General features: G+C 69.8%; 20 protein-coding genes and 1 pseudogene. 11 read left to right on the forward strand and 10 right to left on the reverse strand.

What is annotated here, in order from left to right:
• The first annotated feature begins 56 nt into the window (after nt 1–56).
• Complete coding sequence (locus ACFRAQ_RS32245; protein WP_379106417.1) at nt 57–2528, forward strand: HAD-IC family P-type ATPase; 2472 nt, start codon at nt 57–59, stop codon at nt 2526–2528.
• 138 nt (nt 2529–2666) lie between these two features.
• On the forward strand, nt 2667–3494 hold the full coding sequence (locus ACFRAQ_RS32250; protein WP_379106419.1) for a PhzF family phenazine biosynthesis protein: 828 nt from the start codon (nt 2667–2669) through the stop codon (nt 3492–3494).
• Nucleotides 3495–3644: 150 nt separating this feature from the next.
• On the opposite strand, the gene ACFRAQ_RS32255 is transcribed toward ACFRAQ_RS32250, so the two are convergent.
• Complete coding sequence (locus tag ACFRAQ_RS32255; protein ID WP_379106421.1) at nt 3645–4556, reverse strand: ADP-ribosylglycohydrolase family protein; 912 nt, start codon at nt 4554–4556, stop codon at nt 3645–3647.
• A 152-nt stretch (nt 4557–4708) separates the two neighbouring features.
• Here ACFRAQ_RS32255 and ACFRAQ_RS32260 point away from each other — a divergent pair, with 152 nt between their 5' ends.
• The gene (locus ACFRAQ_RS32260) at nt 4709–5503 is read left to right on the forward strand and encodes an acyl-[acyl-carrier-protein] thioesterase (protein WP_379106423.1); all 795 of its coding nucleotides are present in this window, start codon (nt 4709–4711) and stop codon (nt 5501–5503) included.
• Nucleotides 5503–6096 carry a pyridoxamine 5'-phosphate oxidase family protein gene (locus ACFRAQ_RS32265; RefSeq protein WP_379106425.1) on the forward strand — a complete coding sequence of 198 codons (594 nt, stop codon included), beginning with the start codon at nt 5503–5505 and terminating at the stop codon, nt 6094–6096. Before ACFRAQ_RS32260 ends, ACFRAQ_RS32265 begins: the two co-directional genes overlap by 1 nt.
• A 477-nt stretch (nt 6097–6573) precedes the next feature.
• Here ACFRAQ_RS32265 and ACFRAQ_RS32270 read toward each other — a convergent pair whose 3' ends face one another.
• The 3 genes from ACFRAQ_RS32270 to lspA are packed head-to-tail and all read right to left on the reverse strand — an operon-like array spanning nt 6574 to nt 8855.
• Nucleotides 6574–7260: a hypothetical protein gene (locus ACFRAQ_RS32270; RefSeq protein ID WP_379106427.1), complete on the reverse strand. Its 687-nt coding sequence runs from the start codon at nt 7258–7260 to the stop codon at nt 6574–6576.
• A 12-nt stretch (nt 7261–7272) separates the two neighbouring features.
• Nucleotides 7273–8199 (reverse strand): RluA family pseudouridine synthase, encoded by a 927-nt coding sequence (locus ACFRAQ_RS32275; protein WP_357095098.1) that lies wholly within the window; start codon nt 8197–8199, stop codon nt 7273–7275.
• Entirely contained in the window at nt 8196–8855 is a 660-nt protein-coding gene (lspA, locus tag ACFRAQ_RS32280) for a signal peptidase II (RefSeq protein ID WP_379106430.1), read from the reverse strand. Before lspA ends, ACFRAQ_RS32275 begins: the two co-directional genes overlap by 4 nt.
• Before the next feature lie 957 nt (nt 8856–9812).
• Here lspA and ACFRAQ_RS32285 point away from each other — a divergent pair.
• From ACFRAQ_RS32285 to ACFRAQ_RS32295, 3 genes and pseudogenes are all read left to right on the forward strand, one after another.
• Nucleotides 9813–9869: pseudogene (locus ACFRAQ_RS32285) on the forward strand (hypothetical protein); the annotation flags it as partial.
• A gap of 139 nt (nt 9870–10008) precedes the next feature.
• Nucleotides 10009–10722, forward strand: coding sequence for a hypothetical protein (locus ACFRAQ_RS32290; RefSeq protein ID WP_379106432.1), 714 nt, complete (start codon nt 10009–10011; stop codon nt 10720–10722).
• A 64-nt stretch (nt 10723–10786) separates the two neighbouring features.
• Nucleotides 10787–11248, forward strand: a complete 462-nt coding sequence (locus ACFRAQ_RS32295) for a VOC family protein (protein ID WP_379106434.1) — start codon at nt 10787–10789, stop codon at nt 11246–11248.
• Between the two features lie 99 nt (nt 11249–11347).
• Here ACFRAQ_RS32295 and ACFRAQ_RS32300 read toward each other — a convergent pair whose 3' ends face one another.
• From ACFRAQ_RS32300 to ACFRAQ_RS32310, 3 genes are all read right to left on the reverse strand, one after another.
• Nucleotides 11348–14647, reverse strand: a complete 3300-nt coding sequence (locus tag ACFRAQ_RS32300; RefSeq protein WP_379106436.1) for an arabinosyltransferase domain-containing protein — start codon at nt 14645–14647, stop codon at nt 11348–11350.
• Nucleotides 14648–14739: 92 nt separating this feature from the next.
• Complete coding sequence (locus tag ACFRAQ_RS32305; protein WP_357287392.1) at nt 14740–15240, reverse strand: hypothetical protein; 501 nt, start codon at nt 15238–15240, stop codon at nt 14740–14742.
• 174 nt (nt 15241–15414) lie between these two features.
• Complete coding sequence (locus ACFRAQ_RS32310) at nt 15415–16740, reverse strand: DNA polymerase IV (protein WP_379106655.1); 1326 nt, start codon at nt 16738–16740, stop codon at nt 15415–15417.
• Nucleotides 16741–16970: 230 nt separating this feature from the next.
• Between ACFRAQ_RS32310 and ACFRAQ_RS32315 the strand changes: the two genes are divergently transcribed.
• A complete protein-coding gene (locus ACFRAQ_RS32315; protein ID WP_357095085.1) occupies nt 16971–17849 on the forward strand; it encodes a UTP--glucose-1-phosphate uridylyltransferase in 879 nt (292 codons plus the stop codon).
• A gap of 196 nt (nt 17850–18045) precedes the next feature.
• Complete coding sequence (locus ACFRAQ_RS32320) at nt 18046–19131, forward strand: alpha/beta hydrolase (protein ID WP_379106656.1); 1086 nt, start codon at nt 18046–18048, stop codon at nt 19129–19131.
• 18 nt (nt 19132–19149) lie between these two features.
• Here the strand turns inward: ACFRAQ_RS32320 and ACFRAQ_RS32325 are convergent, their stop codons facing one another.
• On the reverse strand, nt 19150–19596 hold the full coding sequence (locus tag ACFRAQ_RS32325; RefSeq protein ID WP_379106439.1) for a MarR family winged helix-turn-helix transcriptional regulator: 447 nt from the start codon (nt 19594–19596) through the stop codon (nt 19150–19152).
• A 55-nt stretch (nt 19597–19651) separates the two neighbouring features.
• Here ACFRAQ_RS32325 and ACFRAQ_RS32330 point away from each other — a divergent pair, with 55 nt between their 5' ends.
• Complete coding sequence (locus ACFRAQ_RS32330; RefSeq protein WP_379106441.1) at nt 19652–20686, forward strand: hypothetical protein; 1035 nt, start codon at nt 19652–19654, stop codon at nt 20684–20686.
• On the opposite strand, the gene ACFRAQ_RS32335 is transcribed toward ACFRAQ_RS32330, so the two are convergent.
• Nucleotides 20683–21222 carry a TetR/AcrR family transcriptional regulator gene (locus tag ACFRAQ_RS32335; protein ID WP_379106443.1) on the reverse strand — a complete coding sequence of 180 codons (540 nt, stop codon included), beginning with the start codon at nt 21220–21222 and terminating at the stop codon, nt 20683–20685. The two genes, ACFRAQ_RS32330 and ACFRAQ_RS32335, sit on opposite strands and share 4 nt — an antisense overlap.
• A 112-nt stretch (nt 21223–21334) precedes the next feature.
• Between ACFRAQ_RS32335 and ACFRAQ_RS32340 the strand changes: the two genes are divergently transcribed.
• On the forward strand, nt 21335–21748 hold the full coding sequence (locus ACFRAQ_RS32340; protein ID WP_379106445.1) for an organic hydroperoxide resistance protein: 414 nt from the start codon (nt 21335–21337) through the stop codon (nt 21746–21748).
• A 6-nt stretch (nt 21749–21754) separates the two neighbouring features.
• Here the strand turns inward: ACFRAQ_RS32340 and ACFRAQ_RS32345 are convergent, their stop codons facing one another.
• Nucleotides 21755–22306: an NlpC/P60 family protein gene (locus tag ACFRAQ_RS32345; RefSeq protein ID WP_379106447.1), complete on the reverse strand. Its 552-nt coding sequence runs from the start codon at nt 22304–22306 to the stop codon at nt 21755–21757.
• Between the last annotated feature and the right edge of the window lie 197 nt (nt 22307–22503).

The following is a 22503-nucleotide window of genomic DNA, read 5'->3' on the forward strand; positions in this document are numbered from 1 at the left end:
ACCGCCGAATTCAGCTACATCTGGGTTAACGGCCCGGAAGGGCTAGCCTGGTCGGCATGTCGATCACCGCGCAGGCAGCGAGTCCGCCGAGCCCACCCGCGCTGGGGCTCACCTCCGCCGAGGTGGAGCAGCGGCGGCGGGACGGGCTGACCAACGACGTGCCGGAACGGGCCAGCCGGTCGGTCAAGGACATCGTCAGGGCGAACGTCTTCACCCGGATCAACGCCATCCTCGGCGTGCTGTTCATCCTGGTGCTGGCCACCGGATCGATCATCGACGGCATGTTCGGCCTGCTGATCATCGCCAACAGCGCGGTGGGCATCATCCAGGAGATCCGGGCCAAGAACACCCTCGACAAGCTGGCCATCGTCGGCCAGGCCAAACCGATGGTGCGCCGCGACGGGCAGGCCACCGCGGTCACGCCGCAGGAGGTCGTGCTCGACGACATCATCGAGCTCGGCCCCGGCGACCAGATCGTCGTCGACGGCGAGGTGATCGAGACCGAACTCCTCGAGGTCGACGAGTCGCTGCTCACCGGTGAGGCCGACCCGATCGACAAAACCCGTGGCGCGCAGATCATGTCGGGCAGTTTCGTGGTGTCCGGCAGCGGCGCGTACCGGGCCACCAAGGTCGGCAAGGACGCCTACGCCGCCAAACTCGCCGACGAGGCCAGCAAGTTCACCCTGGTCAAGTCCGAGTTGCGCAGCGGTATCGACACCATCCTGAAAGTCATTACCTACCTGCTGATTCCGGCGGGCCTGCTGTCCATCTACAACCAGCTGTTCTCCTCCAAGGAATCCTGGCGGCCCGCCGTCAACGGCATGGTCGCCGCCCTGGTGCCGATGGTGCCCGAGGGCCTGGTGCTGATGACCTCCATCGCCTTCGCCGTCGGCGTGGTCCGGCTCGGCGCGCGCAAGTGCCTGGTGCAGGAGCTGCCCGCCATCGAGGGTCTGGCCCGAGTGGACGTGGTGTGCGCCGACAAGACCGGCACCCTCACCGAGAACGGCATGCGGCTGGCCGAGATCCGGCCGGTCGACGACAGCGGACGCGCGGTGGACCCATCGAACGACGGCCGGGCCCCCGAGGAGTTGCGCCGCGTGCTGGCCGCCCTCGCCGCCGACGACCCGCGCCCCAACGCGTCCGTCCTGGCCATCAAGGAAGCGCTGCCGGACGCCCCCGGCTGGCAGTCCACCGGTCTCGCGCCGTTCTCCTCCGCCAAGAAGTGGAGCGGCATGTCCTACGGCGAGCACGGCAACTGGCTGATGGGCGCGCCGGACGTGCTGCTGGACCCCGACACCGAGATCGCCGCCACCGCACAGGAGATCGGGGCCAAGGGCCTGCGCGTGCTGCTGCTGGCCCGAAGTGACCGCCCGGTCGACGCGCCCGACGCGCCCGGCCAGGTCACCCCGGCGGCACTGGTGGTGCTGGAGCAGAAGGTGCGGCCCGACGCCAAGGGCACCCTCGAATACTTCGCCTCCCAGCATGTTTCGACCAAGGTCATCTCCGGCGACAACGCGGTGTCGGTCGGCGCGGTCGCGTCCTCGCTCGGGCTGAGCGGCGGCGACGAGCCGGTCGACGCGCGCACGCTGCCGACCGACCAGAACGAACTCGCGGACGTGCTCGACGAGAAGACCGTCTTCGGCCGGGTCCGCCCGGATCAGAAGCGCGCCATGGTCGGAGCCCTGCAGTCGCGCGGGCACACCGTCGCCATGACCGGCGACGGCGTCAACGACGTGCTCGCCCTCAAGGACGCCGACATCGGCGTCGCCATGGGCTCGGGCAGCCCGGCGACCCGCTCGGTGGCGCAGATCGTGCTGCTGGACAACAAGTTCGCGACCCTGCCGTACGTGGTGGCCGAGGGCCGCCGGGTGATCGGCAATATCGAGCGGGTCTCCAACCTGTTCCTCACCAAGACCGTCTACTCGGTGGTGCTGGCCTTCCTGGTCGGCATCGCGGGCATCGGGTCGCAGATCTTCCACTACAAGGCGATCGGCTACCCGTTCCTGCCCCGCCACGTGACGATCGCCGCCTGGTTCACCATCGGCATCCCGGCCTTCATCCTGTCGCTCGCGCCCAACAACGAGCGCGCCCGCACCGGATTCGTCGGCCGCGTCATGCGTTTGGCGATCCCGTCCGGCGTGGTGATCGGCGTGATGACGTTCATCTCCTACCTGATCGCCTACCGGGGACCCGACGCCGGGGACACCGCGAAGGTGCAGGCGGGCACAACGGCGCTGATCACGCTGCTGATCATCGCGGTGTGGGTGCTGGCCATCGTGGCCCGGCCGTGGAACTGGTGGAAGATCCTGCTGGTCTCGGGTTCCGTTGCGGGATACCTGATCCTGTTCGCGGTGCCGTTCACCCGGCACTTCTTCAAACTGGATCCGTCCAATGTCGCGCTGACCACCTCGGCGGTCGTGTGCGGCGCGATCGGCGTGGTGCTGGTCGAGGTGGCGTGGTGGCTCAGCGCCAAGTATCTCGGCGACACCCCGCACAACGCACCGGCGGTGCTGGACGAAAACGACTGAATCGCACGGCGTTCCGGAGCGGCGGCGCACCTCGGGGTGTGCCGCCGCTCCGCTGTTTCCAAACTGGTCGCATGGTTTGGCTCGCCGGGTGGTCGGCCGTCCTGGGCAGCGGTCGAAATCGCAGGTACCTTGTGCCCCATGGAGGTCTTGCTGCATCAGCTCGACGCATTCGCCGACGCGCCGTTCTCCGGCAACCCCGCGGCGGTCATGCCGCTGCTGTCGTGGCTGCCCGACGAACTGCTGCAGCGGCTGGCCGAGGAGAACAACCTCGCCGAGACCGCCTTCTACACCTCCGCGCTACCCGCGGAAGCGGGTGTGCCGCCGGACAACTCGCCCGCCTTCCACCTGCGCTGGTTCACCCCGACCGTGGAGGTCGACCTGTGCGGGCACGCCACCATGGCCACCGCCGCCCAGATCCTCGACGACATGCACCCCGGCGCGGACCGGGTGCACTTCTACACCCGCAGCGGCTGGCTGCGCGTCGACCGCGACCGCGACGATCTGGTACTGGACCTGCCGTCGGTGGCGTCGGTGGAAATCGATGCGCAGGAGGAACTTCCGCACCGGCTCGCCGAGGCGCTCGGCGTGCGGCCGCTGCGCGCGTTCGAGGGCACCGACGTGGTGCTGGTCGTCACCGCCGAACACGAAGTGCGCGAAGCCCGCCCGAACTTCGCCGCCTTCCCCGACCTGAAACGCGCCGCCATCCTCACCGCCGAAGGCACCGAGGTGGACTTCGTCTCCCGCGTCTTCGCCCCCGGCCAGGGCATTCCCGAAGACCCGGTCACCGGTTCCGCGCACGCCCAGCTCACCCCGCTGTGGAGCCGCGAACTGGGCCGCACCAGCCTCACCGCCCGCCAGCTCTCCCGCCGCGGCGGCTCCCTGCGCTGCACGCTGACAGGCGACCGCGTCCGCCTGACCGGCCGCTGCCGCCGCTACCTCGACGGCGTCGTCCGCATCCCCGACTGAGAGCCGCGTCCCGGACCGAGAGCCGCCTCCCGGACCGATAGCCGCGTCCCGGACCGAGAGCCCGCCGGCCGCCCATGCCTCATGCGGCCAGGTACCGCGCGGCCAGCGGTTCCATCGCGCGTCCGGCCAGGTCACCGCCGGCAGGCCGCGTCAGCGCGCGACGATCTGCCGCGTGAGCGTGTCCAGGTCGTCGGCCCGATAGCCGGGGTAGCCGTGGAGGATCGCCCGCCACTCCGCGGGCACGGCCGACGCGCCCCAACGGGCCCCGAGCAGGCCGCCCGCGATGGCCGCCGTGGTGTCGGTGTCGCCGCCCGCGCGGACCGCCAGTTCCAATGCGGCCGACAGGGTTTCGGCGTGGGTGATCGCCCACCACGCGGTCTGCAGCGCGTGCACCACCCAGCCGTTCTTGGCGAAGTCGGCCGGGACGCCGGTCTCGGCCTTGTCCAGCAGCGGTTCCCAGAAGCCGGTGTCCACCTGCGACAGCGCCTCCCGCAGGCCGTCGTAGGTGCCGAACAGCACCGCGTGGCGGATGGCGAGGGTCCAGAGCTTGCACGCCTGCATGGCCTGCATGTCGTAGTGGGTCAGGGAGCTCACCAGTTTGGCTGCCTTGCCACACTTCTCGGCGTCGTCGAGATAGGCGAGGGCGACCGGGGCGGTCCGCATGAGCGACCCGTTACCCGCCTTGAGCCCCGGCAGATCGTGCGCCCGCAGCTGCATGGCCCGGCCGGTCCGATCGCGGTGCTCGAGCACCTGCCGCGTCTGGTTCCCGATATCGGCCGGCTTGGAGTCCCACCACGCCACGAATTCGGCGGCCACCGCGTCCAGCCCTTCGGGGCCGCACAGGTCGCCCGCCACCGCCGCCGCGCGGGCCACCGCGACCGCCATGGCGGTGTCGTCGGTCCACTCCCCCGGCGCCCACCGGAACGCGCCGCCGCCCTTCATCCGGATCTCCACGTCGGGACCGGGATGGGTGAACTCGTATCCGGCACCCAGCGCATCCCCCGCCGCGGTCCCCACCAGCACGCCCAGGGCCCGATCAGCCTGCTCCGGCGTCAATTCCATCCGCATTCGCCTCTTCCGCTCCGATGCCGTCGGCATCGATCCGCCACGCGTATCCGATCCACGACGACGTTACCCACCCCGGGGCCACGCCGACCCGGGCATCCGCGGTCTTCACGGGTTCTGGACTACCCTCGGATCCGGAGGTTCTGCCGATGATGAATCAGCGCACCGACCGCTCCACCCAGTCCGCCGCCGACCCGCGGTCCGCACCGCTGGCCCCCGTCCCGGGCTCCGGACACATCTTCGACGTCGAACGTCGCCTGAGCACCGTCGACACGGACGAGATCCAGAATCTGCGCATCGACGGTATCGCCCGCCACCTCCAGGACGCCGGAGTCGACCATCTGACGCAGATCGGCGCCCTCGAATCCCACCCGCACTGGATCGTGCGGCGCACCGTCATCGATGTGCTGCGCCCGATCATCTGGCCCACCCGGTTACGTGTCCGGCGCTGGTGCTCGGGCATCTCCCCGCGCTGGTGCTCCATGCGCGTCCGCCTCGACGCCGACACCGGCGGCCTCGTCGACACCGAGGGCTTCTGGATCCACATGAACAAGCAGACCATGAGCCCGTCCCGCGTCGCCGACGAGTTCTTCGACCTCATGGCCACCACCACCGACGACCATCGCCTGCGCTGGCGCCAATGGCTCGACACCCCCGCCCCCGCGGCCGACGGAACCCGGTACCCCCTGCGCCGCACCGACACCGATCACTTCCGGCACATCACCAATACCGCGTACTGGCATGCCGTCCACGAATTCGCCGCCGACACACCCGAACTCACCCGCGGCCCGCACCGCTACATCCTCGAGTACAACAAGCCGATCCGCTTCGGTGAACCCCTCGACATCCACGCCGTCGACGCCCCCGGCGCGCTCACGCTCTGGTTCACCGTCGACCAGGAGACGCGCGCCATCGCCCAACTCCGCGCATTGGAGGACGCCTGATGCTCCCCACCCCCGTCTCCGCCGAGGATCTCAATATCTACGGCCGGGCCGACCTGCCCTGGGACCGAGTCCGCAAAGCCCTCGACATGGCGATCGGACTCCCCGAGACGGCCGAATTCCTCGGCACGGTAAGCCCTTCCGGCAAGCCCAGCTCCGCGGGAATCGGCTGCGTCGAATCCGACGGCCATCTCTACTTCACGAGCGGACCGGCCACCAGGAAGTCCCGAAACCTGGCCTCGAACCCGGACTGCACCCTCTCACTCCGCCTCCCCGGAGTGGACCTGGTCCTCTCCGGGGAGGCTCATCGAGTCACGGACACGGCCGAACTCGACCGCGTCACGGCTGTCTACCGCGCGGGCGGATGGCCCGCGGAACGATCGGGAGACGAGGTCACCGCCCCCTACAGCGCCCAGAGCGCGGGTCCCGCGCCATGGCACCTGTACCGCTTCACCATCCACTCGGCCGTCGGGGTGGCGCTGACCGACCCACACGGGGCAACCCGCTGGCAGTTCGCGCACCGAGGGATGGCGTTGTCACAGGAGCACTCAGATGCACCAGATGACGCTACCGAGGTTGAAGCACAACGCAGCTGATCCGAACGATCCGTTGACCGGAGTGGCGGAGGTCGCCGGTGGCGCCGCAGCAGTGGTGTCGGCGTCGGCCGCGGGTGCGGCCAAGACCAGCAAGGGCGCCGCAAATACAGTCGCCGCTACGGTTTTCATGATCTTTCTAGACATTTTGCTTCCTTACCACGAGCTTTTGTGGTGTCCGCGTCTGCCAGGCTGCGCTGCCGAGCTAGCGGACGTGACCGCGATCGCGTCGCACGCCGAGTCGGCTCTGCGACACCCGATTGGCTCCTCGGTTAAGCAGTAATCCTTGTCAAGCACATGCCGCGTCCCGATCGGAACACGCAGTGAGGCCGGCCGAGAGCTACCGCATCGACCTGACCGAACAGGACGTCAAGTGGAACGACGCCGAGTAGGAGCTTACTCCTGGCTACCAATCGATTTGGGCGGAGTATGCAGATTTAGTTGATGAAGATTCTGCAAAGTCGAGCGTCCGGGAACCGGTCAGCCGGCGGGGACGGGGCCATCATCGGGGCCCGGGACCGCGGCCTCACGCTGCTCGGGCAGCAGTGGCGAGACAGCGAAGACGGCGGCGGAGGCGTCGGCCGGCAGCGCCTCGACAGCGCGGATTCCGGGACGGGTGGCCACGGTTCGCAGCCGGTCGAGGGAGCCGTGGACGACCACGCCCACGACGCACGCGCAGCCGGCGCGAAGCCGCGCGGCGACGAGGTCCTTGACCTGCGAGGAGCGGGAATCGAAGGTCGGGGTCGATTCCATCTGGGCGACGGCCGATTTCACCGAGGCGACCGCGACGGCCTCACCCGATGGCACGCCGATCGCGATGATGGGTGTCGCGACACGGTCCACCCACACGTGATAGTCGACCTCCGAGATACGCAGGCCCGCACCGAATTCCGGGATCCGGTCGGCGGTGACGCCTTCAGCGAAGGACAGCAGGGCCCAGCGACCTCCGGAGTCGCTGCCCTCCAAGGACTTCCGGGCGCGCGTCAGGTAATCGGACACCGGCTCACCGCTTTCCGGTCCCAGCCGGTCCGTCGCGATGATCCCCGGCCGAGGCGGGTTCGCCCAGCCCAGCACGAGGATCAGGACGACGAGAAGCACCGCCGCCGTGGCGATCCCGGCGCGACGCAGGGTCGGGCCCGCCACGCCGCGCGGCCGCGGTGCATCCACTCGGAGCTCCGATCAGTGCTGACGCAGGACGTCGAGCGCGTGTTCCAGGTCGGCGGGGTATTCGCTGGTGATCTCGACCCAGCGGCCGTCGGCGGGATGGTTGAAGCCCAGCTGGCGGGCGTGCAGCCACTGCCGCTCCAGGCCCAGGCGTTCGGCCAGGCGCGGGTCCGCGCCGTAGGTGAGGTCACCGCAGCAGGGGTGGCGCACGGCCGAGAAGTGGACGCGGATCTGGTGGGTGCGGCCGGTTTCCAGATGGATGTCGAGCAGGCTGGCGGCCTGGAAGGCCTCGACCGTGTCGTAGTGGGTGACCGACGGGCGGCCGTCGGCGGTGACCGCGAACTTCCAGTCGTTGCCGCGGGCGCGGCCGATGGGGGCGTCGATGGTGCCGCTCGACGGATCCGGATGGCCTTGCACCAGAGCGTGATAGCGCTTCTCGACGGTGCGGTACTTGAAGGCGCGCTTGAGCTGGGTGTAGGCGTGCTCGGACTGCGCGACCACCATCACGCCGGAGGTGCCGACGTCGAGGCGGTGCACGATGCCCTGACGCTCGTGGGCGCCCGAGGTGGAGATGCGGTAGCCCATCGCGGCCAGACCACCGACCACGGTGGGGCCGGTCCAGCCGACACCGGTGTGCGCGGCCACGCCGACCGGCTTGTCCACGGCCACGATGTCGTCGTCGGCGTAGAGGATCTTCATGCCCTCGACCGGGGTCGCCTCGACGGTGAGTTCGCGCTTGGGCTCGGGGAATTCGACCTCCAGCCAGGCGCCGGCCGTGAGCCGATCCGACTTTCCGGCCGCGACGCCGTCGAGCTGCACCGAACCGTCCTCGGTCATGGCCGCCACGGCGGTGCGGGACAGGCCGAGCAGCCGCGACAGCCCGGCGTCGACACGCATGCCGTCCAGCCCGTCGGGCACGGGCATGCTGCGAGTCTCCCTCATGCCGCCTTCCCCTCCGCGGGCGTCGCGGGCGCGCGGTGCATGCGGGTGCCGTCGGGCTCGAAACCGAACACCGTCAGCGCCACCAGCAGGATCGCGCCGCACACGATCGCCGAATCGGCCACATTGAACACCGGCCACCAGCCGACCGCCACGAAATCCACCACGTGACCCTGCAACGGGCCGGGCGCGCGGAACAGGCGATCGATGAGATTGCCGAGCGCGCCGCCCAGCACCAGGCCCAGGCCGATGGCCCACGGCAGCGAGCGCAGGGTGCGGCCGATCCGGATCACGCCGATCACCACGGCGGCGGCGATCAGGGTCAGCAGCCAGGTCATGCCGGTGGCCATGGAGAACGCCGCGCCCGGGTTGCGGACCAGGGACAGCCGCGCCCAGTCGCCGATCAGATAGATCGGCTTGCCCGGGGTGATGGTGGAGACCACGATCGTCTTGGTCAGCAGATCCAGGCCGAGCACCACCGCGGCGAGCACCAGCAGACTGCGCAGGCGCAGCGGCTGCGACGCGGTCGCGGCGGGAGCGCTGTCCGACTCGGCGGCTGCGCCGGCGGGGGAAGCCTCGGCATCGATCGCGGGAACGGTCTCCCCTGGCGACTTGTCTGGTTCCTCAGCGCCCGTTTCGCGCGGCCGGTCGGTACTCACCCTGACATCATTCCTTATCCGCGCCCGGCGACTCCGAACGGTCCGGGCCCGGCGGCTCCGAACCGCCGCGCGGGCCGACCCGGGGCCCGTCCCGGCGAACCGAAACGGCGGCCGCACAGGATCCCAGCTGTTTTTCAGGAACCCGTCGTAACCTGTTCGACGTGACGGTGTTGTCTTCCTCCCCCAGCTCGGCGAACGCCACCGCACCCTGTTCCGGACCCCCGCGACCGCCTCGCCGCGGGAGCGCCCGCGGCCACCGTTCCGGGGTGCTGTTGCTGGTCCTCGCGGTCACCCTGACCGCCTTCGGCGTCGGCTGCAGCGACTCGTCGGAGACCACGGCCGAGGGCGACGGCACCGAGCCGGTGGGCATCAACAAAGAGGTCACCATGCCCATCGAGGCCGTGACCACCACCGTCGTCACCCCGGGCGCCGAACCCCGCTCGCCGCTGCGCCGGACCCTCGAGCCGGGCACCAGCCAGCAGGTGACGTTGAGCACCGAGCACCACATCGAGCAGCAGATCAATCAGCAGGCGCAGCGCGACATCTCCCCGCCCGCGGTCACCATTCCGCTGACCGCGCAGGCCGGGGCCGACGGGGTCGAACTGACCGTCGGCAATGTCACCTCCCCCGACCCGACCCTGGCGCAGGCGTTGACGCACGCCGACGGATCCCACGTCGGTTTCGACGTGAGCGAGCTGGGCGCGATCACCGCACTCAAGCTGGCCCCCAAACCGGCCACCTCCGACGCCGCGCGCGCCGCGCTGGAGCAGTCGTTCTATCAGGCCGTGTACCAGTCCATCGCCTTCCCGACCGAGGCCGTCGGCGTGGGCGCGGTATGGACCGTACGGCAACAGGTTTCCGGGAGCGTCCCGCTCGAGCAGGTGACCACCTGCACCCTCACCGCCCGCGAGGGCAACGAACTCACCATCGAACTGAACGTGGTGCAGAGCCCGAAGTCCGCGGTGTGGCATCTGCCCAACGAGGCCGGCCAGCTCGAGATCGTCGACTACCTGATGCACGGCACCGGCACCATCGCCGTGGATCTGGGCCTGCCGCTCCCGGTTTCCGGCCAGGTCGAAGTCGGCGGCAACCAGACCTACCGCGACCCGCGCAGCGCGGTGACCCTGCGCCAGACGCTGCGCACGGAGGTGCAGTGGGGAGCCTGACACGGCTGGCGTTGCTGGCGGGCGCGCTGGCGCTGACCGCCACCGCCTGCGGAAACGGCAAGGACTCCGGGGGCCCGCTGCCCAGTCTGGGCCCGACCGTGCAGCCGACGCAGTCGCCCGGCGGCGCACCGGTTCTCGACGAGTACACGCTGCGCTCGGATCTGCTGGATCTGACGGCCATGCCCGCGGGGTTCACCGCCCTGGACGACCCGCCGCCCGGTGCGTCGGGCGGCGCGGGCGCGAAGACCGATCCCGCGCAGTGCGCGAAGGTGCTGGAAGCGATCGCGGTGCAGGCGCCCGGCGCGGCGGCGCGCGCGGCGGCCCAGTTCGGCGGGATGAACTTCGCCAGTGTCGACATCGACGCGGCGTCCTATGCGAACGGCGGCGCGGCCCAGGCCTTTTCCGCCGTCCAGTCGCTGCTGACCGGGTGCACGAAGTACGCGGGCACCGATGCCGACAACACCAAGGTCGAATTCCGGCTGGGTGGTTTGAGTCAGCCGCAGGCCGGGGACGGATCGACCGCGTTCCAGGTCCGGACCACCAGCGAGGGACTCACCCTCTACACCGACGTGAGCATCACGCTGGTGGGCTCGACAGTCGTGCAGATCGCCTACTCCGACGCCAAGGAACCCGATCCGCAGCAGCTCAGCGCCATGACGGCGGCCCAGGTGCGGAAACTGCGGGGAGCCGCGGGACCCTAGGTGTCGCCGGTCCCCGGGCCTAGGCTTGGACGCGTCCGACAACAACCTCGACGGGAGGTTTCCGATGTCCGATGTCACACCCATTCCCGACGGCTATCCCACCGTGTGCCCCTCACTCGCCTGCAATGGCGCCGCCCGGGCGATCGATTTCTACAAGCACGTGTTCGGCGCCGACGAGCGTTTCCGCATGCCCGGCCCGGACGGCACCATCGCGCACTGCGAAATGCAGTTCGGCTCTTCGGTGATCATGCTCGGTGACCCGGCCCCGGCCATGGGGTTCCTGGATCCCCGCACGGTCGGCGGCACGCCGGTCAACCTCTATGTCTACGTCGACGACGTGGACGCCGCCCATGCCGCCGCCCTGTCCGCGGGCGCGCAGGAGCTCCAGGCCCCGGAGAACCAGTTCTACGGCGACCGCACCTCCGGCATCGAGGACCCGTGGGGTCACCGCTGGACCCTCGCCCTGCACGTCGAGGACGTGGATCCGGAGGAGATGGCCAGGCGCATGGCGGCCATGCAGGGCTGAGTCCCGCCGAAACCGCCAGGTCCGAGCCCCCGAAAACGACACCGCACCCGCTTCCGTCGGGAAGCGGGTGCGGTCGCGGTCACTGCGTGAGGGCCGGAGTCACTGCCAGCCGGTCACATTGATCGGCCCGGGATTCCACAGTCCCGGGTGACTCTCGACGGTCACCGACGGCTTGGCGGTCTGCGCGGAACTGTCGATGCGCTCGAACCGCTGCAGCTCGCCCCAGTCCCGGCGCGGGTCGTTGTCCAGGAAGGTGGCGATGGTGACCGGGCGCAGGAGCATCGAGCTCCAGCCCAGCGCGCCGCCGCCGTCGTGGCTCTGCCACAGCGTGGTCATGGCCGCGCCGCCGCGGTCGGGCAGGATGCGGTACTCGGGCACCTCGGCGATGCCGTCGAGGTGATCGAAGGGCCGCTGGCACGGGAACTGCAGGCCCACTTCCCAGTCCAGCAGTACCGGCTTGCTGCTGCCGACGTACTCCTGCAACGTCACCGTGTGCGGGATGCGCGGCGGGGTGAGCGCCACCCACTGCTTGGGGTCGCTGTCGCGATCGGTGGCGACCACGCGAATCGCGGTGGCGGCGGCCGGGATCTCGCTCAACGGCGTCCGCAGGTTGCGCCAGGTCGGGGCGGGACCGATATCGATCGGCGTCACCCGGCCCTGCGCGACGGGCACGCCGTCGGCGCCGGGCACACCGTATTCGACCTCGACCGACTGGCCGGGGGTCACGATGCCGTCCTGGTCGACCGAGCGGATGCGGCCCGCGGCGGCGATCGCGATGATGCCGGAGCGGTTCTCGGCCGCGGGCAGCGGGTACCAGCCGGTGGTCAGGGTGGAGATCGCCTCGGAGCTGTTGTAGCTGCCCAGCACCGGGGTGCTCGCGTCCAGGCCGAAAGGCAGTGGCGCGGTGGTGGTTCCGTCGGCCGTGCCGCTGCTGCGCCCGCTGACCGCGCTGGCGACGCTGCCGCCGGTGTCGAGGTCGTCGTCGGGGCGCAGATCGGCGGCGACGCCCTGGGGCGTGAAGCCGGTGGCCTCGGCGCCGAAGGCGCTGTGCGGGTCGCCGGTCAGCGGCGCCAGCATGCCCGCGTTGGGCTGCTCCTCCACCCGCACGTCGCGAGCCAGGCCGCACGGCTTGCCCAGCACCGCATCGATATTCGAGCGGGCCAGCGAGTACGCCGGGTACTGCACGACCGCGCCCTTGGCGAGCATGGCCACCTCGAACACGACCATGAACGCGGCCGCGACGGTGAGCGGCGGGATGGCGACGAAACGCCAGCCCAGCTTCGAGATCCGGTGCGGGCCCGGCTTTTCGGGCGCGCGCACATGGAACCAGCCGGCGAGCGCGAGCAGCGCCAGCGCGATGCCCAGGAAGATCTTGGAGACCAGGAACCCGGCCAGCACCACCGGCTTGTCGTTCCAGGAGATCGACCAGTTCGACACGTACCACCAGCCGTTGATGCTGGCGAACGCCGCGGCCAGCGCGAACGCCACCACCGCGGCGAACAGCGCCCGGTTGCGCGGCGAGCGCATCACCTTGGGGCCGACCGCGACCGCGGTGAGCACCGCGACGACACCGGCCAGTCCGGCGTAGATGCCGTTGTGGTGGGTCCACTTGGTGGGGGTCAGCATCATCAGCAGGATGACGCCGACGCCCGTGCCCAGCACGCGCCGGGCGGGGCCCGAGGCGGTGAACGGGATCCGGCCGCCCTTGCGCAGCAGCACCGCCGCGCACACCACCAGGCCGATCCAGAACACGAACATGCCGAAGCGCCGGGCCAGCGAGCCGTCGATGGTGGGCATGAAAAGGTACTGGTAGCGAATGTATTCGCCGTCCCAGTGCACATCCGGGCCGACCACGGTGTGCACCCGGCTCATCTCGAACATCGAGGCCAGCGGCTGATCGCAGAACATGACCGCCAGCACCACGGCGCCGGCCGCGGCCACCGGAGCGGCCAGCGACAGGTACGCGCCGAAGCGGGCCCTCAGAATGGTGAGCGCACTCGCGTCGGGCGGGGTCGGCTTACCCAATTCCGTTGCGCGCCGGTTGAGAATCCGCCAGATCGGCCGGATGCCCGCCAGCAGCGGAGCGAAACAGATGATGCCGGACGGGCCGACGGTACAGGTGAACGCGCCGATGGTGACGGCGATGCCGTAGGGCAGCAACCGCCCGGTCGCGATGGCCCGCTCCACCGACACCCAGGTGAGCAGCACACCGAGAGCCACCAGCGGTTCCGGCCGCAGGCCGTTGTTGTAGGCCAGCCACACGGCCAGGAAGCCCAGCGCCCCGGTCCACACCGCGATCCGGTCGCGGCGCACCCGCGCGCCCAGGCGCGGGATCACCTCGCGGCTGAGCACCAGCCAGATCAGCACGCCCGCCACCAGCGCGGGCAGGCGCATCCACACGCTCGCCGGACTGACCTGCGCCATATGACCGATCAGGTCGTAATACGGTGTGCCGACCGGGGTTTCGGGAACGCCGAAGTAGCCGAAGTAGTTGGCCATGTACCCGGCGTGCAGGGACGCGCGGCCCATGCCGAATTGGTAGCCGTCGTCGGAGGTGGTGGCGCCGATGAAGTGCCACAGCACCAGCGTGCCCAGCACCACGGCGTCGACCGGCTTGAACGTCCACCAGTGCGCGGGCAGGAAGCGGCGGCTGCGGCGGCCGTCGAGGCGGTCCAGCCGGAACAGGGCGCCCAGCGCGACGAGGGTGCCCACGATGGCCGTCCAGATGGCGATCCGCTTGAGCGGGCCCGGGGTGGAGGTGAAGCGGCTGTCCACCGCCGCGGTGACCTTCGCGCCGTCGGAGACGGTCAGATCGCTGAAGATCCCGACCAGCTGCGGCCGGTAGTCACCGTCGAGGGTGACCGGCTCGACCGAGGAACCGGTCAGCGTCGCGGTGGAGGAGGTGAAGTCCGAGTGCACGGTGAGCGCGCAGCCCGCGCCGAGCTGGTCCACGGGCACGCTGAGCAGCGTCTTGTGGTGCAGGATCGCTTCCAGCTTGCCGGGCGCGGTGACGCCGTCGGCGGTGGTCGCCGCGGTGACGCGGGCCACGAATCCGTTCTTCTCGAGGTCCGGCGCGCCGTGGGGTCCGGTGGCGGCCAGCGTGCCGCCCTTGGCGCCCAGCTGGGCCACGGCGGCGCAGGGGATGGTGGCGTCGAAGCTCTGCGGCGCGTACGTGATCAGCGGGGCTTCGATGCTTTGCGTCGAATTGCCCTGCGGCCAGGTCAGAGTGGTGTGGTCCACACGCACCGGCAGGAACGGCACCGCCAGCGCCGCGAGCACCGCGATCAGGCCGGCGATCAGGGCGACAGGGCGCGCCCAGCCCCCTCGAGTCCGTCTCTCGGGTTCGGCACCAGCACTCCCGGCGGCATCCGGCCCCGCCTTCTCCAACACGTCCGTCACGACCGCAGATCCTAAGCGGTCCTCATCATCGACCGCCAAGAAGAGGACGAACCCGGCATTCCATCAGGGGATGCCGGGTCCGTCCCCGACGACTAGCCGCAGGCCGGGGAGGTCTGGTTGACCAGCGAGAGGGCGTTGCAGACCCAGTCCTTCTGGACCTTCCACTTGCCGTCCTCGGCCACGAACGGCACGACGGCCTGCTGCGGCGTGCCACCGTTGACGGCGAACTGGGCGTCGGCGGTGAGGGTGCCGTTGCCGAGGTCGGTCACATTGGTGACGGTGATGGTGGCGTTGTTCTGGCGGTAGGCCTCGGTGAGGCGGCCGGGCAGGGCCGGGTCGGCCTGCGCGCCCTGCATCATGTCCAGCTTCTGCGAATCCGGAATGTTCGGATCCAGCGCCTTCTGCAGCTCGGCATTCAGGTCCGCCGCGGACGGGGCCGGCGGGTAGTTGTTCTGCGCGCCGGTGACCTTGGAGGTGGTGGCCTTGGTGGGCTTGGTCTCCTTCTTGTCACCGCTGCCACACGCCGACAGCCCGAGTACGGTCACGACAGCCAGCGTGGCGACCGCGATGCGTCCAGTCTTCTGAAGCTTCAACTGCTCGTCCTTTGCGTTCGAGTAGGTCCGTTCGACAAGTGACAGCTACACCCGCGGCGGGCTGCCCGACTGGCGACACTACCAACGCCCGGTCGCGGAAACCGCCTCCGAGGGTGGTGGCGCGGCACTTTCAGGCCGAATCCTCATAATTCGCGCATTCGGGTCTTAACGCCGTCAGCGCAGGCTGCCCAGTGGATCCGCCCTGGTGAGAGCCGGATCCGCGGCGGCGAAGGTGCGTGTGGGACCCGGTCCGGTGGAACGGGTCTCGAAGCGGACCGTCACCACCCCGTGCCCCGCGCCCTGCACCCAGCCGTGGCCGAATTCCGGGTGCTCGACATCCAGTCCCGGATACCAGGTTCCGATCGCGAAGGACCGAGTTGCGGGCGGTACCAGCGGATCCGGCCCGCCGGGCGCGGCCAGCGTGGGCTCCTCGGCGACCGCGTCGCCGACATCCACGGTCTGATCCAGTTCCGGGAACAGCGATTCCTGCCGGATCTCCGACAGCCCGGCGAAACCCACGCCCACCAAGCGAATCGGACCGATCTCGGCCGGGTCCAGGGCCGAGCGCTGTGCGGCCGCGGTCAGCGTGACCAGGTCCTCGGTGGCGTAGGGCAGTGTGGAGGATCGGGTCACGATGCTCATATCGGCCTTCTTCAGTTTGAGCACCACCGTGCGCGCCGCCCGCCCGTCCGCGCTCAGCCGCCGGTGCGCCGAGGCCGCCATGGCGTCGATGGCCGGGCGCAGCTGGGCGAGGGTGAGAATGTCGGTCTCGTAGGTGGTTTCGGCGCTGATCTGCTTGGCCTCGGCGCGCTCGGCCACCGGGCGGTCGTCGATCCCGCGTGCCAGCCGGTGCAGCGCCACCCCGATGCTGCCGCCCAGGATCGAGGCCGCCTCCGATTCCGGAAGCGCCGCCAGCGCCCCCACCGTCTCGATTCCCAAGGAGCGCAAACGACTCTCGGCCACCGGCCCGATCCCCCACAGTCTGCGCACCGGCAGCGCGGACAGGAAGCCGTCCTGCTCGACCGCCGGAATCACCCGCACCCCATCGGGTTTGGCCAGGCCGGAGGCGATCTTGGCGAGCTGTTTGCCGCTGCCCGCCCCGACCGAGGCCACCAGTCCGGTGCGCTCGCGCACCGCCGTCCGCAGCTCCTCGCAGAATTCGAGCACCCGCTCCGGCGTCGCCCCCGCCAGTTCCGCCGGTTCCCCGAACGCCTCGTCGAACGACAGCGTCTCCAGCACCGGGATCCGCGACCGCAATGCCTCGAACACCTGCCCGCTGAGTTCCCCGTACACCGCCCCGCGCGGTGGTATCACCACCGCCGACGCGCCGACCAGCCGACGCGCCTGATGCATGGGCATGGCCGACCGCGCGCCGAACACCCGCGCCTCGTAACTGGCCCCGGCCACCACGCCGCGCCCGCCCATGCCGCCGACCAGCACCGGCCGCCCGCGCAGGGTCGGTCGGGTGAGCTGTTCGACCGAGGCGAAGAAGGCGTCCATGTCGATGTGCAGCACCCAGCGCCGCTGGCCCCGGCCTCCGGCGGGGCTGAGGGGTTGCCGTGAATCCGCCACGGCCCGCACCGCGCCGCCGCCCGGTGCCGACACCCCAGCACAACCGGCCTCACCAGGCACGATGCCCGGGTTCGCGGGGCCGGCGGAGGTGGTCACAGAGGGAAATCTACAAGCGGCTACCGACAGGTACGAGCAGGAACCTGTGTGAGAATTCGTCCATGACGATTCGCAAGGCCGTGATTCCCGCTGCGGGCATCGGCTCGCGCCTGCTGCCGTTGACCAAGGCGATCCCGAAGGAAATGCTCCCGGTGGGCGACAAGCCGGTCATCGAGCACACCGTCCGCGAACTCGTGGCCTCCGGTATCACCGACATCACCATCGTGGTCAGCGGTGGAAAGTCGTTGATCCAGGACCACTTCCGCCCCAATCCGGCGCTGGTCGCGCAGCTGCGCGCCGACGGCAAGACCGCCTACGCCGACGCGGTCGAGGAGGTCGGCGAGCTGGCCCGGGCCGGCCACATCACCTACCTGGACCAGCACGGTCCCTACGGCAACGGCACGCCGGTGCTGAACGCCGCCCGCCACCTGGGCGACGAGCCCATGCTGGTGCTGTGGCCCGACGACGTCTTCGTCGCCGAGGTGCCGCGCGCCCAGCAGCTCGTCGACGCCTACGCCAAGACCGGCGCGCCCGTACTGGCCCTGATGCCGATGGACCCGGCCGAATCCTCGCGCTACGGCGTGCCGGTGGTCGAGGAGACCGAGGGCAACGGCCTGATGCGGATCAGCGGCCTCAAGGAGAAGCCCAAGCCGGCCGACGCGCCGTCCGAGTTCGCCGCCATCGGCGGCTACGTGGTCACGCCCGGCATCATCGCCGAGCTGCGCCGCCAGGTCGACCACTGGTACACCCACCGCACCGGCGAGGTGTACCTGACCGACGCCATCAATATCTTCGCCGCCGAGAACCCGGTGTACGGCCAGGTGATCCGGGGTCGCTGGTACGACACCGGCAACCCGGCCGACTACCTGACCGCGCAATTCGCCTCCGCGCTGGCGCACCCGGAGTACGGTCCACTGCTGCGCGGCCTGGTCGCCGAGTAGGAGAACCGCGACACGCGCTGAACCACAGCGGATCCGCATAGCCCGGCGCACAAGTGCCGTGTGCCACAAGCACGCCGACCCCGATATTGTCGAAACCTGAAACATTGGGGCACGAGTCGGCGATCATGCGCATGGGTCGGGACACCCTGTGGATCGAAGGTCGGTTTTGCTAGGCGGATTGGGCACTCGGGCAGCACTGCTCGCGGCGGCAAGTTGTTCCCTTGTCACTACGTTCACCACGGTCGTGCCCGCGGGCCCGGCCTTCGCCGCCCCTCCCGACCCGATAACCAGCAGCGCCGCACTCGCGGCGACAACGGTGTCCGAGGACGGATCGACGATCGAGAGCTTCGAGATCCACGACGCGCGCAACCTCACCCTGCTGGTGCACTCGGCCGCCATGGACGCCGACATCACCGTGGAGGTGCAGCGGCCCGCCGATCCCTCGCGGCCCCGGCCGGTGCTGTACATGCTCAACGGCGCGGGCGGCGGCCAGGACACCGCGACCTGGAAGCGCAATACCGACGCCACCCAGTTCTTCATGGACAAGAACGTGAACGTGGTGATGCCCATCGGCGGCGCGTTCACCTACTACACGGACTGGCGCAGCGCTGATCCCAAACTGGGACAGCCCCTGTGGAAGACCTTCCTCACCGAGGAACTGCCGCCGCTGGTGGACGCGGCGCTCGGCACCGACGGCACGCACGCCATCGCGGGCATGTCCATGTCGGGCACCTCGGTGCTGCAGCTGGCCATCGCCGCGCCGGGCCTGTACCGCGCGGTCGCCGCCTACAGCGGGTGCGCGCAGATCTCCGACCCGGTCGGGCAGAAGTTCGCGAACCTGGTGATCAGCATCGGCGGCGGCAATCCGGTGAACATGTACGGGCCGATGGACGATCCGGAGTGGGCCGCCAACGACCCGTACGTGCACGCGGAGGCCCTGCGCGGCATGGAGATCTATGTCTCCAACGGCAGCGGCCTGCCCGGCAAGCACGACAATGTGGCCGATGTGCGCAGCCTGGGCCCGGCCGACGGCGGTCTGCCGCAGCAGATCCTGGTGGGCGGCATCCTGGAGGCGGCCAGCGACTGGTGCGCGCGCAACCTGCGGGCGCGGCTGCGGGACATGAGCATTCCCGCGACCTTCGACATCACCCAGGCGGGCACGCACTCGTGGGGTTATTGGCAGGACGCGCTGCGCGCCTCGTGGCCGGTGCTGGCCAAGGGCATGGGCCTGCCCGATGAGGAATGGGCGCCCGAGACCGAGCGCTCCGACGGAACCAACTGAGCCGGGCCGGGTTCGGGCCTAGCCCGCGTCGGCGGCGTTGTAGCGCACCAGGTATTCCGCCAGCCGCTCCACATCGGCGTCGTCCCAGTCCTGGAAGCGTTCGGTGAAGGCGGCGGCGCGGCTGCGGGCCGCCGCGCGCGCCGCCCGGCGGCCCTCGGCGGTGGCGTGCAGGACCAGGTTGCGGCGGTTCGTCGGATCCACTTCACGTTCCAGGTGGCCGTCGCGTTCGAGGGCGGCCACCTGGCGGCTGACCGTGGATTTGTCGAGGTGGAAGTGACCGGCGAGATCGGCGGCCAGGCAGCCGTTCCGCTCGATCACCAGGTCCAGGATGCTGGAGGCCACCAGCGACAGCTCCGGGTGTAGTTCGCTGGCCCGGCCACGGGCGCGGCGGGCGAAGGCGGTGAGCTCGCGCTGTATGACCTCGATCGCATCGGCGCGGGCGGGGAATGCGGATTCGCTCTTCATGGTTGTAGACTACAACCTCGCTTGGTTGTATTTACCAACTATTGGAGAAGATTTCATGGCCACCCAACAGATCCGGCACGTCGCCGTCCACCTGCTCACCCCGCTGCTCATGTGCCTCGGCATGGGCCTGGCCTACCTGGGCGCGTTCCACCAGCCCCAGCCCAACCACCTGGCGGTGGCCGTGGTCGGCGACAACGCGCAGGTCAAGGTGCTGGCCCAATCGCTGAAGGACAAGGGCGGCAACGCCCTCGACGTGATCACCGTGCCCACCCGCGACGACGCCGTCGACAAGCTGCGCCACCGCGATCTGGCCGGGGCGTACGTCCCCGACCGTGAGAAGCCCGAACTGCTCGTCGCCAAAGCCGGATCCGACACCACCGCCATGGCCGCCGAGGCTGTGTTCGGGCAGGTCGCCGGCCTGCAGAACACGCCGCTCACCGTCACCGACGTCACCACCCCCAGCTCCGGCGACCCCACCGCGCAGGGCATGTTCTTCCTGCTGGTCGCGCTGAGCATCGGCTCCTACGGCAGCGTGGCCGCCATCAGCGCCGCGGGCGCGGGCCTGTCGCTGTGGCAGCGCGGGATCATCGGCCTGATCACTTCGCTGCTGGTGAGCCTGATCGGCCTGGCGCTCGCGGGCCCGGTCTTCCACATCGTCGACCACGATCTGGGCGCGATCTGGGGCATGTCGTGGCTGTACTCGGCGGGCATCCTGAGCATCGGCATCGGCCTGCACACCTTCCTGAAGCGCTGGACCACCCTGGCCATGATGGTGCTGTTCGTGATGCTGAACTTCACCAGCTCCGGCGGTGTCTACAGCCCGTGGCTGCAGAACGACTTCTTCGGCACGCTGCACCGGTTCTGGAACGGCGCGGGGTTCGTGGAGGGCGCGCGCAGTCTGCTCTACTTCGACGGCATCGGACTGGGCAGCCGGATGGCGAGCCTGGTGCTGTGGCTGGCCGCGGGCGTGGCGCTCATGGCCGCCGCGGGCCTCGCCGAGAAGCGGCGGGCCGCGCCGAAGCCCGCCGCGCCCGAGCTCGCCGCGGACGACGCCGCCGAGGAAGAGATGGAGGAGGCGGTCGGGGTCTAGCGAATACCCCACTGCGACAAGGCGGTCCGGATGCCCACCCGGACCGTCTCCGCGTCGCCCACTCCCCCGCTGATGGTCACGCCGTCGCGGGTCAGCAGCAGAGCGCGGGCGGCGTCCTCGACCTGCGGGTGACCGGCGGCGCGCAGGCGCTGGGCCATCAGGTCGCGGAACCAGGCGCGGTACTCGTCGACGACCTTGCGCACGGCGTGGTCGGAGTTCGGGAACTCCACGGCGGCGTTGAGAAACGGGCAGCCCCGGAACCCCGGGCCGCGGCTGAGCTCACCGAGCCGCTCGAAGATGCCGACGATGGACTCCGCGCCCGAGCCGGGGATGGCCTCCAAGGTCTCGCGCTGGCGGCCGTATTCGCGGACCAGGTAGGCGACGACCAGATCTTCCTTGGTCTTGAAGTGCCGATAGAAGGTGGCCTTCGCGATCCCGGCCTCGGCGATGATCCGGTCGATGCCGACCGTGTGGATCCCCTCGGCGTAGAACAGCCGGGTCGCGGTGTCCAGCAGGCGCTCGCGGGCTTCGCTCATGGCTTGACCTGCTCTCCTTCTCCCTGATCGGGGCTATGTATTGACGATAGCAGACAGATCTGTCTACCCTGGGACTCGGACGTGAACAGACAAGTCTGTCTAGGAGATATCAATGCCCGCACTCTTCACCTCATCCGCCACCTCCGTCGGCCGCGAGGGCCGCTCGGTCAGCTCCGACGGCTACCTCGACCTCAAGCTCGCCCAGCCCAAGGAGGCGGGCGGCAGCGGTGACGGCACCAACCCCGAGCAGCTCTTCGCCATGGGCTACTCGGCCTGCTTCGCCGGCGCGCTGCAGGCGGTGGCCCGCAACCAGGGCGTGAAGCTCGGCGACACCTCGGTGACCGCCGACGTCACCCTGAACAAGGACGACGAGACCGGCTTCGGCATCTCCGTGGTGCTGCACGTGGAACTGCCCGAGGAACTGCAGAACGAGCAGGGCCACGCGCTGGTCGAGGCCGCTCACCAGGTGTGCCCGTACTCCAAGGCCACCCGGGGCAACATCCCCGTGGAACTGGTTGTCGACTGACGCGATTCAGAAGAATCGTCGAATGGTGTAGATGTCGAACTCGCTCAAGGGCGTCAATCCGACGGGCACACCCCAGTTGTACGCGTTCAAGACGTTGCCGCCGCCCGCGTAGATCCCTTCGTGGGAGGCGTCATCGTTGAGAATCAGCACATCCCCGGGCTGCAGCGCCCCGAACGGCACCTCGAGGCCGACCTCGGCCTGCTGCCAGGTGGTGCGCGGCAGATTGATGCCGACGCTGCGGAAGGCCCACTGCACCAATCCCGAGCAGTCCCAGGCGTCCGGACCGGTACCGCCCCACTCGTAGGGCTTGCCGGTCTGGGTGCCGGCCAGCGCGAGCGCGGCCATGGCCCGCGGGCTCGCGATCGGCAATTGCGCCGAGCCGCTGGCGCTTCCGGAGAACGATCCGGTCCCGCTGCCGGAGGAGGATCCGGACGCGGAGCCCGAGCCCCCCGACCCGGTGTCGGCGTGCGCGGCGCCCGCCCACATCGCCCCTGTCATCGCCATCGCGGCCACCGTCGTGGCCAAGGTTCTGAGCCTGCCGAGCCGCTTGCGAGCCATAGGGGGCGCCCCTTCATCGGTGGTACCGCGGGAACAGCTGGGAACAAGGTAGGTTAGCTAGCTGATAGCCGTTCTATCGCACCCGCAACAGCAGCCACAAGAGAACCACGGCTGGCGTGTCTCGAGCCGCCGGCGCCCATCCCGAAGAAACTCCTGGTCAACCGATTCAGACCCCACATAACAAAAAGAGCGCCTCC

The sequence above is a fragment of the Nocardia sp. NPDC056611 genome (assembly GCF_042792755.1).
In the GTDB taxonomy this organism is placed as follows: Bacteria; Actinomycetota; Actinomycetes; order Mycobacteriales; family Mycobacteriaceae; genus Nocardia.

Bases quoted from the DNA above. Each gene is read 5' to 3' on its own strand.
- ACFRAQ_RS32245 (WP_379106417.1), top strand. From the start codon at position 57: ATGTCGATCACCGCGCAGGCAGCGAGTCCGCCGAGCCCACCCGCGCTG.
- ACFRAQ_RS32340 (WP_379106445.1), top strand. From the start codon at position 21,335: ATGCCCGCACTCTTCACCTCATCCGCCACCTCCGTCGGCCGCGAGGGC.
- ACFRAQ_RS32295 (WP_379106434.1), top strand. From the start codon at position 10,787: ATGTCCGATGTCACACCCATTCCCGACGGCTATCCCACCGTGTGCCCC.
- ACFRAQ_RS32250 (WP_379106419.1), top strand. From the start codon at position 2,667: ATGGAGGTCTTGCTGCATCAGCTCGACGCATTCGCCGACGCGCCGTTC.
- ACFRAQ_RS32335 (WP_379106443.1), bottom strand. From the start codon at position 21,222: ATGAGCGAAGCCCGCGAGCGCCTGCTGGACACCGCGACCCGGCTGTTC.
- ACFRAQ_RS32330 (WP_379106441.1), top strand. From the start codon at position 19,652: ATGGCCACCCAACAGATCCGGCACGTCGCCGTCCACCTGCTCACCCCG.
- ACFRAQ_RS32260 (WP_379106423.1), top strand. From the start codon at position 4,709: ATGATGAATCAGCGCACCGACCGCTCCACCCAGTCCGCCGCCGACCCG.
- ACFRAQ_RS32275 (WP_357095098.1), bottom strand. From the start codon at position 8,199: ATGAGGGAGACTCGCAGCATGCCCGTGCCCGACGGGCTGGACGGCATG.
- ACFRAQ_RS32345 (WP_379106447.1), bottom strand. From the start codon at position 22,306: ATGGCTCGCAAGCGGCTCGGCAGGCTCAGAACCTTGGCCACGACGGTG.
- ACFRAQ_RS32325 (WP_379106439.1), bottom strand. From the start codon at position 19,596: ATGAAGAGCGAATCCGCATTCCCCGCCCGCGCCGATGCGATCGAGGTC.
- ACFRAQ_RS32255 (WP_379106421.1), bottom strand. From the start codon at position 4,556: ATGGAATTGACGCCGGAGCAGGCTGATCGGGCCCTGGGCGTGCTGGTG.
- ACFRAQ_RS32265 (WP_379106425.1), top strand. From the start codon at position 5,503: ATGCTCCCCACCCCCGTCTCCGCCGAGGATCTCAATATCTACGGCCGG.
- ACFRAQ_RS32315 (WP_357095085.1), top strand. From the start codon at position 16,971: ATGACGATTCGCAAGGCCGTGATTCCCGCTGCGGGCATCGGCTCGCGC.
- ACFRAQ_RS32310 (WP_379106655.1), bottom strand. From the start codon at position 16,740: ATGGACGCCTTCTTCGCCTCGGTCGAACAGCTCACCCGACCGACCCTG.